The sequence below is a fragment of the Streptomyces sp. NPDC102490 genome (genome assembly GCF_044765285.1).
Taxonomy (GTDB): Bacteria; Actinomycetota; Actinomycetes; order Streptomycetales; family Streptomycetaceae; genus Streptomyces.
Map to the genome: position 1 here is coordinate 289,889 of NZ_JBIWJU010000014.1, position 18,453 is coordinate 308,341.

Sequence of the window (18,453 nt, forward strand, 5' to 3'; positions counted from 1 at the left end):
GGGCGTCCGGCACATCGGCCGACGCGCTCGAAGGCGCATCAGCCGATCGGTGGATGCCCCCGTACGACCCCGGTGGCCCCCCGAAACTCGGTGGGCAGTGTCAGTGGTGAACCGTAGGCTCGCTCCTGATGCCCACGACACCTGCCCCCGCCACGGATCTCGCTCCCGAGCCCGGTCCGGAAGCCGCCCCAAAGACCGGGGAGAAGCGTTCCACCGTACGTGCCCTGCTGCGGCTGTGGCCCTATGTGCGGCCGGTGCGCGCGCGGTTGGGGACGGCCGCGGTGGTGGCGATCCTCGCCTCCTGCGTGGGGCTGGTGATCCCGCTCGTGCTGAAGTGGATGGTGGACGGGCCGGTCGCCGACCGCGATCCGGCGGGCGTGTGGCTCGGGGCGCTGTACCTGCTGCTCCTCGGGCTGGCGGAGGCGCTGCTGTTCGGGCTCCGGCGGTGGCTGGTGGCCCGGCCGCTGGCGGGGGTCGAGGCGGGCATGCGCGCGGACCTGTACCGGCACCTGCAACGCCTGCCGGTGGCCTTCCACGACCGGTGGGCGTCGGGGCAGTTGCTCTCGCGCGGGACGACGGATCTGATGCTGCTCCGCATGTTCCTCGCCTTCCCGCTGACGTTCCTGCTGGTCAACGGCGTGACGATCCTGGTCGGCGTGGGCATCATGCTGGTCCAGGACTGGACGCTGGGGCTGGTCATCCTCGGGCCCGCCATCCCGGTGATGATCACCTGCGGGATCTTCGAGAAGAAGTACTCGGCGGTGGCGCGGCGCGCGCAGGACCAGGTCGGGGACCTGACCACCGTGGTCGAGGAGAGCGTGCTCGGCATCCGGATCATCAAGGGGTTCGGGCGGCACCGCAGCCAGGCCCGCGCCTTCCACGAGCTGTCGCACACCCTGCGGGGCACGGAGCTGCGCAAGGCGCGGCTGCTGGCGGCCATCTGGGCGGTCATCGTGACGCTGCCCGAGGTGGCGATCGGGGCGGCGCTGGTGGTCGGGGCGGTGCAGGTGGCGGACGGGTCGCTGTCGGCGGGGACGCTGGTGGCGTTCCTGTCGACGGCGCTGGCGCTGCGCTGGCCGGTGGAGTCCATCGGCTTCCTGCTGGCGATGAGCCAGGAGGCGGCGACGGCCACGGACCGGTACTTCGAGGTGATGGACGCGGAGGTGGAAGCCGACCCAGCTGCGGCACCTCCGAGCGAGCAGCGCCCCGTGCCCGACGTCAGTACCGGCGCCGGTCAGCTCCAAGGCCTCCGGTTCGAGCACGTGCGGTTCCGTTACCCCGACGCCGCCCCCGACTCCACGCCCCTCCTGACGGACGTAGACCTGCACATCCGCTCCGGTGAGTCCATGGCCCTGGTCGGTGCCACCGGGAGCGGGAAGACGACGCTGACCGCGCTCGTGCCGCGCCTGCACGAGGTGACCGGGGGACGGATCACGCTGGACGGGCAGGACATCACCGCCCTGTCCCGCGAGGAGCTGCGCTCGATGGTCGCCGTGGCCTTCGAGGAGCCGACCCTCTTCTCGGCCACCGTCGGCGAGAACGTGCTGATGGGGTCCGGCGAGGGCGCCGGCGAGGAGGAGCTGGACCGGGCCCTCGCCGTCGCGCAGGCCGGCTTCGCGCACGCGCTCCCCCAGGGCACCGGCACCCAGGTCGGCGAGCAGGGCCTCAGCCTCTCCGGCGGCCAGCGTCAGCGCCTCGCGCTCGCGCGGGCGGTGGTGGGCAGACCGAGGTTCCTGGTCCTGGACGACCCGCTGTCCGCGCTGGACGTGCACACGGAGGCCGCCGTGGAGGCCGCCCTGCGGCAGGTCCTCGCGGACACCACCGCGCTGATCGTGGCCCACCGCCCCTCCACCGTCCTGCTCGCCGACCGCGTCGCCCTGCTCTCCGAGGGCCGCATCGCCGCCGTCGGCACCCATCACGAACTGCTGCGCACCAACGCCGAGTACGCCCGTCTGATGTCCGGGCTCGACGGGCCCGAGAGGGACGGGGAAACCCAGGAAGGGGACGGCCGATGACCGCGCCCACGGCCACCGCGCCGGACCGGGAGCAGCCGGAGGACCCGCGGCACCGGGGTCAGGCCGAGGCGGCGGACCACCCCGCCGACGGCGGCTTCGACCAGGACGTCCTGCCCAGCCCGCCGGGCGCGACCGGCACCCTGCTGCGCTCCCTGCTGCTGCCGATGAAGGCCCGGGTCGCCCTCACCGTCCTGCTCCTGCTGCTCCAGCAGGCGGCGGTGCAGGCGGGCCCGCTGCTGGTGGCGTACGCCATCGACCATGCCGTGCCGGCCCTGCGGGACGACGACCACGGTCCGCTGGTCGCGGTGGGCGCCGGCTACCTGCTCTGCTCGCTGGCGGCGGGCGCGCTCCAGTACGCCTTCATCGCCGCCGCGGCCCGGGTCAGCCAGGACGTGCTGCTCGACCTGCGCGGCCGTATCTTCCGGCACGCGCAGGCGCTGAGCGTCGACTTCCACGAGCGCTACACCTCGGGCCGTCTCATCTCCCGCTCCACCACGGACGTGGAGTCCCTGCGCGAGCTGCTCGACGAGGGCCTCCAGGAGCTGGTGACGGTCATCCTGTCCTTCGTCTACATCGCCGCGCTGCTGCTCTGGCTGGACTGGGGCCTGGGCGCCGTGGCGGTGGCGTCGTTCGTGCCGCTGTACGCGCTGGTGCGGCTCTACCAGCGGCGCGCGGGGCGGGTGTACCGGCAGCGGTCCACCGCGATCGCGGCGGTGATCGTGAAGTTCGTGGAGACGATGAACGGCATCCGGCCGGTGCGCGCCTTCCGCCGGGAGGCCGCCAACGACGCCGACTTCGCGGTGCTGAACCGCCGGCACGAGCGGACCAACGGCGACGCCCTGCTGGAGATGGCCCGTTACGTGGTCGGTTCCCGCCTGGTCGCCAACACGACCGTCGCGGGCATCGTGCTGTGGGGCGCCTACCGGGTCGCGGACGGCACGCTCGCGCTGGGTGTGCTGGCGGCGGCGGTGCTGTACCTGCGCCGGCTGTACGACCCGATCGACCGGCTGGGCATGTTCCTCAACTCGTACCAGTCGGCGGCGGCCTCGCTGGAGAAGATCGCCGGGCTGCTGGCCCAGACGCCGTCGGTGCCCGAGCCGACCGTGCCGAAGGAGCTGCCGCCGCCGGCGTCGCAGCACCCCGGCCGCGAGGTGGTCTTCGACGCGGTGAGCTTCGGCTACCCCACCGGCGGCGAGGTGCTGCCGCGCTTCGACCTGACGCTCCCGGCCGGGCAGACGGTCGCCGTGGTGGGCTCGACCGGCGCGGGCAAGTCGACGCTGGCCAAGCTGCTCGCCCGGTTCTACGACCCGTCCGCAGGGCGGGTCCTGCTGGACGGCACCGACCTGCGCGACCTAGCCGTGCCCGAACTGCGGCGCGGGGTGGTGATGGTGACGCAGGAGGCGTTCCTGTTCTCCGGCACGGTCGCCGACAACATCGCCATCGGCCGTCCGGAGGCGACCCGGGAGGAGATCGAGCGGGCGGCGAAGGCGATCGGCGCCCACGACTTCATCGCCGCGCTGCCGGACGGCTACGACACCGACGTGCGCAAGCGGGGCGGCCGCATCTCCGCCGGTCAGCGGCAGCTCGTGGCGTTCGCGCGGGCGCTGCTCGCGGACCCGGCGGTGCTGATCCTGGACGAGGCGACCAGTTCGCTGGACATCCCCGGGGAGCGGGCGGTGCAGCGGGCGATGGCGACGGTGCTGAAGGGCCGTACGGCGGTCGTCATCGCGCACCGGCTGTCCACGGTGGAGATCGCCGACCGGGTGCTGGTGATGGAGCACGGCCGGATCGTCGAGGACGGCACCCCGGACGAACTGATCGCCGGTACGGGCCGGTTCGCGGATCTGCACCGGGCGTGGCGGGACAGTCTGGCGTGAGGATCGACGCGTACGAGGACCCCGGCGCACCGGACCACCGGGGCGGCTGGCGGTACTTGGGGTGGCTGGTCCGGCGGCAGTGGCCCCGGTGTCTGGCGGGGGCGGTGCTCGCCAGCGCCTGGATGGTGCTGCTGGCGGCGACGCCGTACCTGATGGCCCGAGCGGTCGACCACGGCCTGGCCTCCGGCGACCTGGGCGCGCTGGCGGGCTGGACGGGCGCCATGGTGGCCGTCGGCGGGGTCAACGCCTGGCTGGGCGTGCTGCGGCACCGCACGATGACGAAGGTGCGGCTGGACGCCAACTTCCGCACGGTGAAGGTGGTCGTCGGTCAGGCCACGCGGCTCGGGGCGGCGCTGCGCGGGCAGGTGGGGGCCGGTGAGGTCGTCACCATCGGGGTGGGCGACGTGCAGACCATCAGCACGTCCCTGACGGCCGTGGGGCCGGGCGTCGGCGCGATCGTGGCCTACGCGGCGGTCGGCGGGATGATGCTGTCGGTCTCGCCCCGGCTCGCCCTGGTGGTGCTGCTCGGGGTGCCGGCGCTCGGGGTGCTCCTCGGCCCGCTCATGGGACGGCTTCAGGGCCGGGAGGCCGAGTACCGCGAGCGGCAGTCCGTGCTGACCGCGCGGATCGGCGACCTCGCGGGCGGACTGCGGGTGCTGAACGGGCTGGGCGGCAAGGGCCTGGTCGCGGACGCCTTCCGCCGGGACTCGGGCCTGCTGCGCGAGCAGGGCTACCGGGTCGGCGCGGTGACCAGCTGGATCCAGGCCCTCGGGGTGGGGCTGCCGGTGCTGTTCCTGGCCCTGGTGACCTGGCTGGGCGCCCGGCAGGCGGCGCAGGGGCACATCAGCGTGGGCGAGCTGGTGTCGGTGTACGGCTATGTCGTCGCGCTGGGCTGGCCGGTGGCGTTCCTCATCGAGATGGGCCACCAGCTCAGCCGCGGCGTGGTGGCCGCCCGCCGCGTCGTCGCCTTCCTGCGCCTGGAACCGGAACCGGACACGGGCACCCGGGACGCCCCCGCGGAACCCTCGGTGCTCTACGACCCGGCCTCGGGCGTACGGATCACCCCCGGCCGCCTGACCGCCCTGGTCACCTCCCGCCCGTCCGACGCCACCGAGATCCTGGACCGCCTGGGCCGCTACACCCCGTCAGACGCGACCTGGGGAGACACCCCCTTGGCCGACATCCCCCTCCCCCAGATCCGCGCCCGCATCCTGGTCGCCGACCCGGAAGCCGACCTCTTCGCAGGCACCCTGAGCGATGTCATAGGCGCTCAGGACATCGCCCCCAGGGGCGCGGGCAGTGTCGATGTGCGGCTCCGCCGCGTGGGCGCGACCAGCCACAACGCACCCGCAGACGCCCCACAACACACCCGGGCAGACGCGACAGCGAACCTCACCGCAGCCCTCCACGCCGCCGCGGCCGAAGACATAGTCCGCGCCCTCCCAGACGGACTGGAAACCCAGCTCGCGGCCCAGGCCCGCGACCTGTCCGGCGGACAACGCCAACGCATCCGCCTGGCCCGCGCCCTCTTCACCGACCCCGAGATCCTCCTCGCCGCCGAGCCCACCTCCGCCCTGGACGCCCACACGGAGGCCACCGTGGCCGACCGCCTCAAGCACGCCCGCCAGGGCCGGACCACCGTGCTGGCCGCCACCTCACCGCTCCTCCTCGACCGCGCGGACGTGGTGCACCACCTGGTCGACGGCAAGGTCGCCGCCACCGGCACACACCGCGAACTCCTGGACACCGAACCGGGATACCGCGCCCTGGTCGCGCGGGACGACGAGGACGCCGAAGAAGGGGAACCGGCCCGATGACACAGTTGCCCGTCGCCGAGCGCACCGACGTCCGCCGCGCGGCGGCCGGCCTCGTGCGGGCCGACCGGCGGTCCTTCGCGGTCGTCCTGGGTCTCAACGCGCTGGCCGCCCTGGCCGGTCTCGCGGGTCCCTGGCTGCTGGGCCGGATCGTGGACGAGGTGCGCGGCGGGGGCGGGGTGGACGCCGTGGACCGGATGGCCCTCGCCATCCTGCTGTGCGCGCTGGCGCAGTTGCTGCTGGCCCGCTGGGCCCGGTACGTGGGGCACCGGTTCGGGGAGCGGACGCTCGCGCGGGTGCGGGAGCGGTACGTGGAGCGGGCGCTCGCGCTGCCCGCGTCCGTGGTGGAGCGAGCGGGGACCGGGGACCTGACGACGCGCGGCACCGCCGACGTGACCGCCGTGGGCACGACCCTGCGCGACGCCGGTCCCGAGCTGCTGGTCAACGCGGTGCAGGCGCTGTTCCTCATGGGCGCGGTGTTCGTGCTCGACCCGCTGCTCGGTCTGGTCGGGGTGCTCGGGCTGACCCCGGCCTGGCTGGCGCTGCGCTGGTACCTGCGCCGGGCGCGGGCCGGCTATCTGGCCGAGGGCGCGGCCGGCTCGGACGTCGCCGAGAGCCTGGCCGCCACGGTGGCGGGGGCCCGCACGGTCGAGGCGTTCGGGCTGGCGGAGCGGCGCGTGGCGGCGAACCGCGAGGCGCTGGAGGTCTCGCGGCGCACCCGGTTCCGGACGCTGTTCCTGCGCAGTGTGTTCTTCCCGGCGGTGGACATCTCCTACGTGCTTCCGGTGGCGGGCGTACTGCTCCTCGGCGGGGTCCTGCACACCCACGGAGCGGCGAGCCTGGGGACGGTGGTGTCCTGTGCCGTGTACCTCCAGCAGCTGGCCGGGCCGCTCGACGAGGTGCTGATGCGGGTCGAGCAGCTCCAGGCCGGCAGCGCCTCCTTCGCCCGGGTGGAGGGGCTGGCGGCGGCCCCGCGGGCGACGGCGGACGAGTCGGCGGTGCCCGCGGACGACCGGATCGACGTGTCCGGTGTGCGGTACGCCTACGAACGGGGCGGGGAGGTGCTGCGCGGGGTGGACCTGACCGTGCGGCCGGGCGAGCGGCTGGCGGTCGTCGGTTCCTCGGGGGCCGGCAAGACCACGCTGAGCCGGCTGCTGGCGGGCGTCGACGCGCCGACCCGGGGCTCGGTGACGGTGGGCGGGGTGCCCGTGGTCGCGCTGGGTCCTGAGCGGCTGCGCCGTCAGGTGGTGCTGGTCACCCAGGAGCACCACGTGTTCCTGGGGACGGTCCGCGACAATCTCCTGATCGCCGAACCGGCGGCCACCGATGAGGAGTTGTGGGCGGCGCTCGCCGCGGTGGGCGCCGAGGGATGGGTGCGGGAGCTGCCCGGAGGCCTCGACGCCGAGCTGGGTGCGAAGGGGCACTCCACGGACGGCTCGCAGGCCCAGCAGCTCGCCCTGGCCCGGGTGGTGCTGGCCGACCCGCACACCCTGATCCTGGACGAGGCGACGGCCCTGCTGGACCCGACGACGGCCCGGCACACGGAGCAGGCGCTGGCCGCCGTACTGAAGGGCCGTACGGTCATCGCCATCGCGCACCGCCTGCACACCGCGCACGACGCCGACCGGGTCGCGGTGATGGAGGACGGTCTGCTGACCGAGCTGGGCACGCACGACGCGCTGGTGGCGGCCGGCGGGGCGTACGCGGCCCTGTGGGGTTCCTGGCACGGGGCGCCGGTCGCCGACCGGGCCGCCGACTGAACGGGCGGTCAGCAGCCCGCCCGGGAGCGCCGACTGGCAAAGATTCCGTTTATCGAACGTGAACTCCCGGTCAACGGACCAATTCCAGCCAACTTGCTGACGCGCCCCTGACAAGTAGCGCTTTCTCCTGCCACTCTTCCGTCGGCCCTCCACAGCGCCCCCACAGCTTCCCCACGAGCGCTGTGCCGCGGCCGGCTCGTAGCACGTGGTTTCTGCGTACCGCACAGTTCCGCCCGGTCGGCCACCCGCCGGCCGGTCTCCCCTGGCCGCGTGACCCGCGGCCACGCAGAAGGAGTCAGTGTTGAGCAGCAGCACTCCCCACAGACGCGCCTCCCACACCACCTCTTCCGTCTCCTCCCGCCGTGTCACGCACCGGCGTGCCGCGGCCGTCGCACTGGCCGGTGTCGCGGCGCTGATCGCCACGGCGGTCCAGTCCGGCACCGCCACCGCGGCCCCCGACCCCTCCCCCGCGAAGGGCAGCGAGCTGGTCCGGCTCAGCCCGTCGCAGCGCGCCGAGCTGATCCGCGACGCCAACGCCACCAAGGCCGAGACCGCCGACGACCTGGGCCTGGGCGCCAAGGAGAAGCTGGTCGTCCGGGACGTGCTCAAGGACCGCGACGGCACCCTGCACACCCGCTACGAGCGCACCTACGACGGCCTGCCCGTCCTCGGCGGCGACCTCGTGGTGGCCGGTGCGGCGGGGAAGACGGAGCAGGTCGTGAAGGCCACGGCCAAGGCGATCAAGCCGGCCACCGTGACGCCGAAGATGTCCGCCGCGAAGGCCGAGGCGCAGGCGGTGTCCGCCGCGAAGGCCGCGGGAGCCGAGCGGCCGGACACCGACCGCGCCCCGCGCAAGGTGATCTGGGCGGCGAACGGCACTCCGGTCCTCGCGTACGAGACGGTCGTGGGCGGCCTCCAGGAGGACGGCACCCCGAACGAGCTGCACGTGATCACGGACGCCGCCACCGGCGCCGAGCTGTACACGTACCAGGCCATCGAGAACGGCACCGGCAACACGATGTACAGCGGCACGGTGACGCTGGGCACCGCGCAGTCGGGGTCGTCGTACACGCTGACCGACACGGCGCGCGGCAACCACAAGACGTACAACCTCAACCGCGGCACCTCCGGCACCGGGACGCTCTTCTCCGGGCCCGACGACGTGTGGGGCAACGGCACCGCGTCCAACGCGGAGACCGCCGCCGCCGACGCCCACTACGGGGCGGCGCTGACCTGGGACTACTACAAGAACGTGCAGGGCCGGTCCGGCATCCGCGGCGACGGCGTGGGCGCGTACTCCCGGGTCCACTACGGCAACAACTACGTCAACGCCTTCTGGTCGGACGACTGCTTCTGCATGACCTACGGCGACGGGTCGGGCAACGCCAACCCGCTCACCTCCATCGACGTGGCCGCACACGAGATGACCCACGGCGTCACGTCCAACACCGCGGGACTCAACTACAGCGGCGAGTCCGGCGGCCTGAACGAGGCCACGTCCGACATCTTCGGCGCGTCGGTCGAGTTCTACGCCAACAACTCCTCGGACGTCGGTGACTACCTCATAGGCGAGGAGATCAACATCAACGGCGACGGCACCCCGCTGCGCTACATGGACAAGCCCAGCAAGGACGGCGCGTCCAAGGACTCCTGGTACTCGGGGATCGGCGGGGTGGACGTCCACTACTCGTCCGGCCCGGCCAACCACTTCTTCTACCTGCTGAGCGAGGGCAGCGGCACCAAGACCATCAACGGTGTCACGTACAACTCGCCCACCTCGGACGGCCTCCCGGTCACCGGCATCGGCCGCGCCAAGGCGGAGAAGATCTGGTTCCGCGCGCTGACCACCAAGTTCACCTCGACCACCAACTACGCGGGCGCCCGCACCGGCACCCTCGCCGCGACCGGTGAGCTGTACGGCACCGACAGCGCCGAGTACAAGGCGGTGCAGGACGCGTGGGCGGGCATCAACGTCGGTTCGCGCTCCGGCGGCGGTGGCGGCGGCGGCACGACCGTCGAGAACACCGCCAACGTGAACATCCCCGACTACGGGGCCGCGGTGACCTCCTCGATCACGGTCTCCGGCCGCACCGGCAACGCGCCGAGCAACCTCAAGGTGGGCGTGGACATCGTGCACACCTGGCGCGGTGACCTGCAGATCGACCTGGTGGCCCCGGACGGGTCGACGTACCGCCTGAAGAACAGCGGCTACGACCCGGCGGCGGACGTGCACGAGACCTACACGGTCAACGCCTCGTCCGAAACGGCCAACGGCACCTGGAAGCTGCGCGTCCAGGACCAGGGCCAGGCGGACACCGGCTACATCGACGCCTGGCGTCTCACCTTCCCGTAGGCCGGCCGGCCCGTCCGCGGGCCCGCACCGTCCCACCCCAGTCAGGGCGCCGTCCCCGGAGGTTCGATTCCCGGGGGCGGCGCCCTCCCCACGACCACCCTCTTTTTGCCAAGCCCATACGCGGGCGGGGTTGCGGCTTTGCCGAGGTCACACGGGTTCACGTTTCCGCAACATTCACCCGGACGTCGACTTTCGGCCAACATCATTCGACCCCCCTGACATGTACGCGGCACGGGTGCCACGCTTCCCTCACCCATCGCACAACTTCGCAGTCAACGCCGGCCGGCCACCCCAGCCGACCGGACTCCCCACCGAAGGAGCTTGTGTGTCCTCCCTCTTCGCGCGCCACAAGCGCAGCACGCTGGCCGTCGCCACCGCCGTCGCGGCCGGCGCCCTGCTCACCACCGGCCTGACCGCCGGCAGCGCCACCGCCGACACCTCCGCGCCGAAGGCCCTGCCGGGCGCCCCGGTGCTGCTGTCGGACTCCGCGCGCACCGCGCTCATCCAGGAACAGCAGCACTCCGCGGCCGCGACGGCCCAGCGGATAGGCCTCGGCGCCCAGGAGAAGCTGGTCGTCAAGGACGTCGTGCGGGACGTCGACGGCACCGTCCACACCCGCTACGAGCGCACCTACCAGGGGCTGCCGGTCCTCGGCGGCGACCTCGTCGTGCACCAGGCGAAGTCCGGCGCGACCCAGGGCGTCACCAGAGCGACGAACGCCGCCATCAAGGTCGCCACCGTGACGCCGAAGATCGCCGCGGCCAAGGCCGAGCAGCAGGCGCTGGGGGCCGCGAAGGACGCCGGGTCGTCGAAGACCGCGGCCGACTCCGCGCCCCGCAAGGTGATCTGGGCGGCCGACGGCAAGCCGGTCCTCGCCTACGAGACCGTCGTCGGCGGCCTCCAGGACGACGGCACGCCCAACGAGCTGCACGTCATCACCGACGCCGCCACCGGCGCCAAGCTGCACGAGTACCAGGGCATCGAGACGGGCTCCGGCAAGAGCCTGTACTCGGGCACGGTGACGCTCGGCACCTACAAGTCGGGCACGACGTACCAGCTGTACGACACCGGGCGCGGCGGCCACAAGACGTACAACCTGGCCCGCAAGACCTCCGGCACCGGCACCCTGTTCACCGACGCCGACGACGTGTGGGGCACCGGCACCGCCTCCAGCTCCTCCACCGACCAGACGGCCGCCGTGGACGCCGCCTACGGCGCGCAGGTCACCTGGGACTTCTACAAGAACACCTTCGGCCGCAACGGCATCAAGAACGACGGCAAGGCGGCCTACTCCCGGGTCCACTACGGCAACCAGTACGTCAACGCCTTCTGGTCCGACAGCTGCTTCTGCATGACCTACGGCGACGGTTACGGCAACACCAGCCCGCTGACCTCGCTGGACGTGGCCGGGCACGAGATGAGCCACGGCGTCACCTCCAACACCGCGGGCCTCAACTACAGCGGCGAGTCCGGCGGCCTCAACGAGGCGACCAGCGACATCTTCGGCACCGGCGTGGAGTACTACGCGGCCAACTCCGCCGACAAGGGCGACTACCTCATCGGTGAGAAGATCGACATCAACGGCGACGGCACCCCGCTGCGCTACATGGACAAGCCCAGCAAGGACGGCGCGTCCAAGGACTACTGGTCCTCCACCCTCGGCAACGTCGACGTGCACTACTCGTCCGGCCCGGCCAACCACTTCTTCTTCCTGCTCGCCGAGGGCAGCGGGGCGAAGACCGTCGACGGGGTCAGCTACAACTCCCCGACGTACAACGGCTCCACCGTCACCGGCATCGGCCGCGCCAAGGCGCTGCAGATCTGGTACAAGGCGCTGACCACGTACATGACGTCGACGACCAACTACAAGGCCGCCCGCACGGCGACCCTGAACGCGGCGTCGGCCCTGTACGGCTCGACCAGCACCGAGTACAAGACGGTGGCCGCGGCCTGGTCCGCGATCAACGTGAGCTGACCGGCAACGGTCCGCGCGGCGACACCACGGGCGGCACCCGGAACCACCGGTTCCCGGGTGCCGCCCTACGCTTGGTGCCCATGTCCTTCACGTACGACGACGTCGGTGCCACCCGCGAGCAGGGCGCCTGCCCGCCCGGCTTCCGTCCCCTGCACGTACGCACCCGCCTCGGGGAGGGCGAACCGGTGTTCCGGCGGGCGGTCGAGGCCGTCCTCACCTGGGAGATGCACCGGGAGATGGGCGTCGGCATCGAGGCAAGCGCGGAGCGTGCCGCGCCCGGCGTCGACGTCACCGTCACCCTCGCCGGCATGATCAAGGCGCCCTGCCGGGTGGTGTGGACCCTGGAGGAGCCGCGCCGGGCCGGCTGGGCCTACGGCACCCTGCCCGGCCACCCCGAGTCCGGCGAGGAGGCCTTCGTGGTGGACCGCACGGGCGACGGCACCGTGTGGCTGACCGTGTCCGCCTTCAGCCGCCCCGCCAAGTGGTACGCCAAGGCCGGCGGACCAGCCGCCCGCGCCTTCCAGCACGCCTACGCCCGCCGGTGCGGCACCGTCCTGCGGCGGCTGAGCGGCGGCGACGAGGAGGAGGACTGAGCCCGCCCCGCCGGCCACCGCCCGGCCGCCGCGGTGCTCACCGCATCAGCAGGCCCGCCGCCTCCACCAGGTCACCCGAGGGCACCGCGACGAGACCGGTCTCCACACCGGAGGCCAGCAGCCGGTGCGCGGGCAGGACCCGGACCGTGTAGCCGAAGGGGCCGGTGCGGTCCAGGGCGAGCGGCCCCTCGTACACCCAGCGGCCCTCCAGGTCCGGCCCGCCCACCGGCTTCAGCGGCGCCTTCGACGCGTCGGTGATCCGGTCCTCGGAGTCCACCCGGCCCGAGACCGCCTGCACCTCCACGTCCTCCGGCGCGAGGTCGCCGAGTCTCACCCGCACCCGCAGCCCGAGGGTGGCGCCGAGTTCGGCGCTCGCGGTGGCGGCGGACGTCTCCACGTGGTCGACGCTCACCCCCGGCCAGGCCGCCCGCACCCGCGCCTTCCACTCGGCGAGGCCGCGCGCGGAGTCCGGGTCCATGGCGCGGTGCGCCTCGGCGGCCGGGGCGTAGAGCCGCTCGACGTACTCGCGGACCATGCGGCCGGCCAGCACCTTCGGGCCGAGCAGGCTGAGGGTCCTGCGCACCATCTCCAGCCACCGGTCGGGCAGCCCGCTCGCACCCCGCTCGTAGAAGCGCGGGGTGATCCGCTGCTCCAGCAGGTCGTAGAGGGCGTTGGCCTCTATGGCGTCGCGCCGGTCCGGGTCGGTGCCGACGCCGTCGGCGGTGGGAATCGCCCAGCCGAAGTCGGGCCGGTACCACTCGTCCCACCAGCCGTCGAGGACCGACAGGTTGAGGCAGCCGTTGAGCGCCGCCTTCATGCCGGACGTGCCGCAGGCCTCCAGCGGCCGCAGCGGGTTGTTCAGCCAGATGTCGCAGCCGGGGTAGAGCTTCTGCGCCATCGCCATGCCGTAGTCCGGCAGGAACACGATGCGGTGGCGCACCCGCGGGTCGTCCGCGAACCGCACCAGCTCCTGCACCAGGCGCTTGCCGCCCTCGTCGGCCGGGTGCGCCTTGCCCGCGACGACGATCTGGATCGGCCGCTCGGGATGCAGCAGCAGGTCCATCAGCCGGTCCCGGTCGCGCAGCATCAGCGTGAGCCGCTTGTACGACGGGACGCGCCGCGCGAACCCGATGGTGAGCACGTCCGGGTCGAGGACGTCGTCGATCCAGCCCAGCTCGGCCGTCCCGGCGCCCCGCTGCCGCCAGGACGCGCGCAGCCGCTCGCGCACCTCGTCGACGAGCTGGGACCGCAGGGTGCGGCGCAGCTCCCAGATGTCCTGGTCGGGGATGTCGGCGACCGAGTCCCAGCGGTCCGAGCCGCCGACGGTCAGCGCGTCCTCGGCCCGCTGCGCGCCGATCTGCCGGGCGCCGAGCCGGAGCACCTCGGGGGCCACCCAGGTCGGGGCGTGCACGCCGTTGGTGACGGAGGTGATCGGCACCTCGTCGGCGTCGAAGCCGGGCCAAAGGCCGGCGAACATCCCCCGGCTGACCCCGCCGTGCAGCAGGGAGACGCCGTTGGCGCGCTGGGCCAGGCGCAGGCCCATCACGGCCATGTTGAAGAGGTTGGGCTCGCCTCCGGGGTAGGTCTCCATGCCGAGCCTGAGGACGCGGTCGACGTCGAGGCGCGGCAGTTCGGAGTCGGGACCGAAGTGGCGGGCGACCAGCTCGCGGTCGAAGCGGTCGATACCGGCCGGGACCGGGGTGTGGGTGGTGAACACGGTGCCGGCCCGCACCGCCTCCAGCGCGGCACCGAACTCCAGGCCCTGGTCGCACAGTTCGGCGATGCGTTCCAGGCCGAGGAAGCCGGCGTGGCCCTCGTTGGTGTGGAACACCTCCGGGGCGGCGTGGCCGGTGAGCCGGCAGTACGTGCGCACCGCCCGGACACCTCCTATACCGAGCAGCATCTCCTGGAGCAGCCGGTGCTCGCTGCCGCCGCCGTAGAGCCGGTCGGTGACGCCGCGTTCGCCGCCCTCGTTCTCCTCGACGTCCGAGTCGAGGAGCAGCAGCGGCACCCGGCCGACCTGGGCCAGCCAGATGCGGGCCCGCAGCTCCCGGCCGCCGGGCAGCGCCAGGGCGACGTGCGCGGGGGTGCCGTCGCTCTCCTCGAGCGGGGCGAGGGGCAGTTCGTGGGGGTCGAGGACGGGGTAGTGCTCCTGTTGCCAGCCGTCCCGGGACAGGGACTGGCGGAAGTAGCCGTGGCGGTAGAGCAGACCCACGCCGACGAGCGGCACCCCCAGGTCGCTGGCCGCCTTGAGGTGGTCGCCGGCCAGGATGCCGAGGCCGCCGGAGTACTGGGGCAGCGCGGCGGTGATGCCGAACTCGGGCGAGAAGTAGGCCACGGCGGCCGGGAGTCGGCCCGGCTGGGCCTGGTACCACCGGTCGCCGGTCATGTAGTGGTCGAGGTCGTCGGCCACCGCGGTCAGCCGGCGCAGGAAGCGCCGGTCCTCGGCCAGCTCCGCGAGGCGCGCGGGCGGCACGGTGCCGAGCAGCCGTACCGGGTCGCGGCCGGACGCGGTCCAGCACTCGGGGTCGACGGACTGGAAGAGGTCGCGGGTCTCCGGGTGCCAGGACCAGCGCAGATTGCGGGCCAGATCACTGAGCGGCCGGAGGGGGTCGGGGAGAACGGGACGGACGGTCAGTCGACGGATCGCCTTCACCCGGACGACGTTACCGCGCGATGTGTCCCTCGCTGGGGCCTTCGCCCTGTGCGCCGGACAGATCTGACGCGCACGGCGTGTCGATATGGCCGGATCTTTCCCCGTCGGCCTTCTTGTGGCGGTTCGGCCCAGACGGAAAGCTGCACCTGTCGCGACGAACGCTGATTGCGGGAGCTGCATCCGGGAAAACGACCAAGAGGTCGCCGTGTGTGTCGCGTTGTCGACATACGCGGGAGTAGTTAACAAAGCGCCGGATTGCCCACCGGAAGAGTGTGGGAAGGCTCCTGCGGTACACCCCGCACGCCTCTCGCAGGACCCACCTCCCCAGAGTCATCCGCCCACCCAGTTGACGCGGACAGGAGCGGTCATGCCCGCCACGCACCACTCGTCAGCAATCCCCGCGGAGAGCACCACCGTCGTCGGGCGCATCCCCGTCCTGGACGTCCGTCCGGTCGTCCAACGGGGGCGCAGACCGGCCAAGGCCGTCACCGGCGAGACGTTCGAGGTCTCCGCCACCGTGTTCCGCGAGGGGCACGACGCGGTCGCCGCCAATGTCGTCCTGAGAGATCCACGGGGCCGCCCGGGCCCCTGGACGCCGATGCGGGAGCTGGCCCCCGGCACCGACCGCTGGGGCGCCGAGGTGACCGCGGGCGAACCCGGGCTGTGGTCGTACACCGTGGAGGCGTGGGGCGATCCGGTCACCACCTGGCGGCACACCGCGCGGATCAAGATCCCGGCGGGGATGGACACGGACCTGGTCCTGGAGGAGGGCGCCCGGCTGTACGAGCGGGCCGCCGCCGACGTCCCCGGCAGCGAGGACCGGCGCGAGCTGCTGGCCGCCGTCGACGCCCTGCGGGACGAGAGCCGGCCGTCCGCGTCCCGGCTGGCGGCGGCGTTGACGCCCCGGGTGGACGCGGTCCTGGCCCGCCACCCCCTGCGGGACCTGGTCACCTCCTCCGACCCGCTGCCCCTGCTCGTGGAGCGCGAACGCGCCCTGTACGGCGCCTGGTACGAGTTCTTCCCCCGCTCCGAGGGCACCCCCGCCCAGCCCCACGGCACCTTCCGCACCGCCGCCCGCCGCCTGCCCGCCATCGCCGCCATGGGCTTCGACGTCGTCTACCTCCCCCCGATCCACCCCATCGGCACCACCCACCGCAAGGGCCGCAACAACACCCTCACCGCCACCCCCGACGACGTCGGCGTCCCCTGGGCCATCGGCTCCCCCGAAGGCGGCCACGACACCGTCCACCCCGCCCTGGGCACCCTCGACGACTTCGACCACTTCGTCACCGAAGCAGACAGGCTCGGCCTGGAGATCGCCCTCGACTTCGCCCTCCAGTGCTCCCCCGACCACCCCTGGGTCCACAAACACCCCGACTGGTTCCACCACCGCCCCGACGGCTCCATCGCCCACGCCGAGAACCCGCCCAAGAAGTACCAGGACATCTACCCCATCGCCTTCGACGCCGACCCCGAAGGACTCGTCGCCGAAACCGTGCGCGTCCTGCGCTTCTGGATGGACCACGGCGTGCGGATCTTCCGCGTCGACAACCCCCACACCAAACCCGTCGCCTTCTGGGAACGCGTCATCGCCACCGTCAACCACGCCGACCCCGACGTCATCTTCCTCGCCGAGGCCTTCACCCGCCCCGCGATGATGCACACCCTCGCCCAGATCGGCTTCCAGCAGTCCTACACCTACTTCACCTGGCGCAACACCAAGCAGGAACTGACCGACTACCTCACCGAACTGTCGGGGGAGGCCGCCGCCTACATGCGGCCCAACCTCTTCACCAACACCCCCGACATCCTGCACGCCTACCTCCAGCACGGCGGCCGTCCCGCCTTCGAGGTCCGCGCCGTCCTCGCCGCCACCCTCTCCCCCACCTGGGGCATCTACAGCGGCTACGAACTCTGCGAGAACACCCCCCTGCGCGACGGCAGCGAGGAATACCTCGACAGCGAGAAGTACCAGCTCAAACCCCGCGACTGGGACACCGCCGCCCGCGAGGGCACCACCATCGCCCCCCTCATCACCCGCCTCAACACCATCCGGCGCGAGAACCCGGCTCTGCGCCAACTGCGCGATCTGCACTTCCACCCGACGGACAAGGAGGAGGTGATCGCCTACTCGAAGCGGCAAGGGTCGAACACGGTTCTGGTGGTCGTGAACCTCGACCCCCGCCACACCCAGGAGGCCACGGTCTCGTTGGACATGCCGCACCTCGGCCTGGACTGGCACGAGTCGGTGCCGGTGCGCGACGAGCTGACCGACGAGACCTACCACTGGGGCAGGGCCAACTATGTGCGCCTGGAGCCGGGTCGTACGCCCGCGCACGTCTGCACGGTTCTGCGACCGTCCCACCCGCAGATCGGAGGGTCACCCATCACATGATCGTCAACGAGCCCGTGCCGGACACCTTCGAGGACACTCCCGCCAAGGACCGCGACCCGGACTGGTTCAAACGAGCCGTCTTCTACGAGGTCCTCGTCCGTTCCTTCCAGGACAGCAACGGCGACGGCGTCGGCGACCTCAAGGGCCTGACCGCCAAGCTGGACTACCTGCAATGGCTGGGCGTGGACTGCCTCTGGCTCCCGCCCTTCTTCAAGTCACCGCTGCGCGACGGCGGCTACGACGTCTCCGACTACACCGCCGTCCTGCCCGAGTTCGGCGACCTCGCCGACTTCGTGGAGTTCGTGGACGCGGCCCACCAGCGCGGTATGCGCGTGATCATCGACTTCGTCATGAACCACACCAGCGACCAGCACCCGTGGTTCCAGGAGTCCCGCACCAACCCGGACGGCCCCTACGGCGACTACTACGTCTGGGCCGACGACGACAAGCAGTTCCAGGACGCGCGGATCATCTTCGTCGACACCGAGGCGTCCAACTGGACCTACGACCCGGTGCGCAAGCAGTACTACTGGCACCGCTTCTTCTCCCACCAGCCGGACCTCAACTACGAGAACCCGGCCGTGCAGGAGGAGATGATCTCCGCGCTGAAGTTCTGGCTGGACCTGGGCATCGACGGGTTCCGGCTGGACGCGGTGCCCTACCTCTACCAGGAGGAGGGCACCAACTGCGAGAACCTCCCGGCCACGCACGCCTTCCTGAAGCGGGTGCGCAAGGAGATCGACGCGCAGTATCCGGACACGGTGGTACTGGCGGAGGCCAACCAGTGGCCGGAGGACGTCGTCGACTACTTCGGCGACTTCGCGGCCGGCGGCGACGAGTGCCACATGGCCTTCCACTTCCCGGTGATGCCGCGCATCTTCATGGCGGTCAGAAGGGAGTCGCGCTACCCGGTCTCCGAGATCCTCGCCAAGACCCCGGCGATCCCGTCGGGCTGCCAGTGGGGCATCTTCCTGCGCAACCACGACGAGCTGACCCTGGAAATGGTCACCGACGA

The 18,453-nt window shown here is 72.2% G+C and carries 10 protein-coding genes; 9 read left to right on the forward strand and 1 reads right to left on the reverse strand.

Going from position 1 to position 18,453, the window contains the following annotated elements; translation table 11 throughout:
• The first annotated feature begins 128 nt into the window (after positions 1–128).
• The 7 genes from ACIRGB_RS30565 (at position 129) to ACIRGB_RS30595 (ending at position 12,387) form a co-directional block, all read left to right on the forward strand.
• Positions 129–2,015 carry an ABC transporter ATP-binding protein gene (locus ACIRGB_RS30565; RefSeq protein ID WP_403871825.1) on the forward strand — a complete coding sequence of 629 codons (1,887 nt, stop codon included), beginning with the start codon at positions 129–131 and terminating at the stop codon, positions 2,013–2,015.
• The gene (locus tag ACIRGB_RS30570) at positions 2,012–3,892 is read left to right on the forward strand and encodes an ABC transporter ATP-binding protein (RefSeq protein WP_403871827.1); all 1,881 of its coding nucleotides are present in this window, start codon (positions 2,012–2,014) and stop codon (positions 3,890–3,892) included. Before ACIRGB_RS30565 ends, ACIRGB_RS30570 begins: the two co-directional genes overlap by 4 nt.
• Positions 3,889–5,709: an ABC transporter ATP-binding protein gene (locus ACIRGB_RS30575; RefSeq protein ID WP_403871829.1), complete on the forward strand. Its 1,821-nt coding sequence runs from the start codon at positions 3,889–3,891 to the stop codon at positions 5,707–5,709. The genes ACIRGB_RS30570 and ACIRGB_RS30575 overlap by 4 nt, the downstream gene beginning before the upstream one ends.
• Entirely contained in the window at positions 5,706–7,466 is a 1,761-nt protein-coding gene (locus tag ACIRGB_RS30580) for an ABC transporter ATP-binding protein (RefSeq protein WP_403871830.1), read from the forward strand. Before ACIRGB_RS30575 ends, ACIRGB_RS30580 begins: the two co-directional genes overlap by 4 nt.
• A 301-nt stretch (positions 7,467–7,767) precedes the next feature.
• Positions 7,768–9,819 carry a M4 family metallopeptidase gene (locus ACIRGB_RS30585; protein WP_403871832.1) on the forward strand — a complete coding sequence of 684 codons (2,052 nt, stop codon included), beginning with the start codon at positions 7,768–7,770 and terminating at the stop codon, positions 9,817–9,819.
• 325 nt (positions 9,820–10,144) lie between these two features.
• Positions 10,145–11,794, forward strand: a complete 1,650-nt coding sequence (locus ACIRGB_RS30590) for a M4 family metallopeptidase (RefSeq protein ID WP_403871834.1) — start codon at positions 10,145–10,147, stop codon at positions 11,792–11,794.
• 80 nt (positions 11,795–11,874) lie between these two features.
• Complete coding sequence (locus ACIRGB_RS30595; protein WP_403871835.1) at positions 11,875–12,387, forward strand: DUF1990 family protein; 513 nt, start codon at positions 11,875–11,877, stop codon at positions 12,385–12,387.
• A gap of 37 nt (positions 12,388–12,424) precedes the next feature.
• Here the strand turns inward: ACIRGB_RS30595 and ACIRGB_RS30600 are convergent, their stop codons facing one another.
• Positions 12,425–15,043 carry a glycosyltransferase family 1 protein gene (locus tag ACIRGB_RS30600; protein WP_403871837.1) on the reverse strand — a complete coding sequence of 873 codons (2,619 nt, stop codon included), beginning with the start codon at positions 15,041–15,043 and terminating at the stop codon, positions 12,425–12,427.
• Positions 15,044–15,410: 367 nt separating this feature from the next.
• Here ACIRGB_RS30600 and ACIRGB_RS30605 point away from each other — a divergent pair, with 367 nt between their 5' ends.
• Positions 15,411–17,438 carry an alpha-1,4-glucan--maltose-1-phosphate maltosyltransferase gene (locus ACIRGB_RS30605; RefSeq protein ID WP_403871839.1) on the forward strand — a complete coding sequence of 676 codons (2,028 nt, stop codon included), beginning with the start codon at positions 15,411–15,413 and terminating at the stop codon, positions 17,436–17,438.
• Positions 17,435–18,453 (forward strand): alpha-amylase family glycosyl hydrolase (locus ACIRGB_RS30610; protein ID WP_403871841.1); only part of this gene is annotated, 1,019 nt, incomplete at its 3' end. The genes ACIRGB_RS30605 and ACIRGB_RS30610, both read left to right, overlap by 4 nt.

What these genes read in the sequence shown, in the direction of transcription:
- ACIRGB_RS30570 (WP_403871827.1), top strand. Translation starts at nt 2,012, where the DNA reads ATGACCGCGCCCACGGCCACCGCGCCGGACCGGGAGCAGCCGGAGGAC.
- ACIRGB_RS30595 (WP_403871835.1), top strand. Translation starts at nt 11,875, where the DNA reads ATGTCCTTCACGTACGACGACGTCGGTGCCACCCGCGAGCAGGGCGCC.
- ACIRGB_RS30580 (WP_403871830.1), top strand. Translation starts at nt 5,706, where the DNA reads ATGACACAGTTGCCCGTCGCCGAGCGCACCGACGTCCGCCGCGCGGCG.
- ACIRGB_RS30605 (WP_403871839.1), top strand. Translation starts at nt 15,411, where the DNA reads ATGCCCGCCACGCACCACTCGTCAGCAATCCCCGCGGAGAGCACCACC.
- ACIRGB_RS30565 (WP_403871825.1), top strand. Translation starts at nt 129, where the DNA reads ATGCCCACGACACCTGCCCCCGCCACGGATCTCGCTCCCGAGCCCGGT.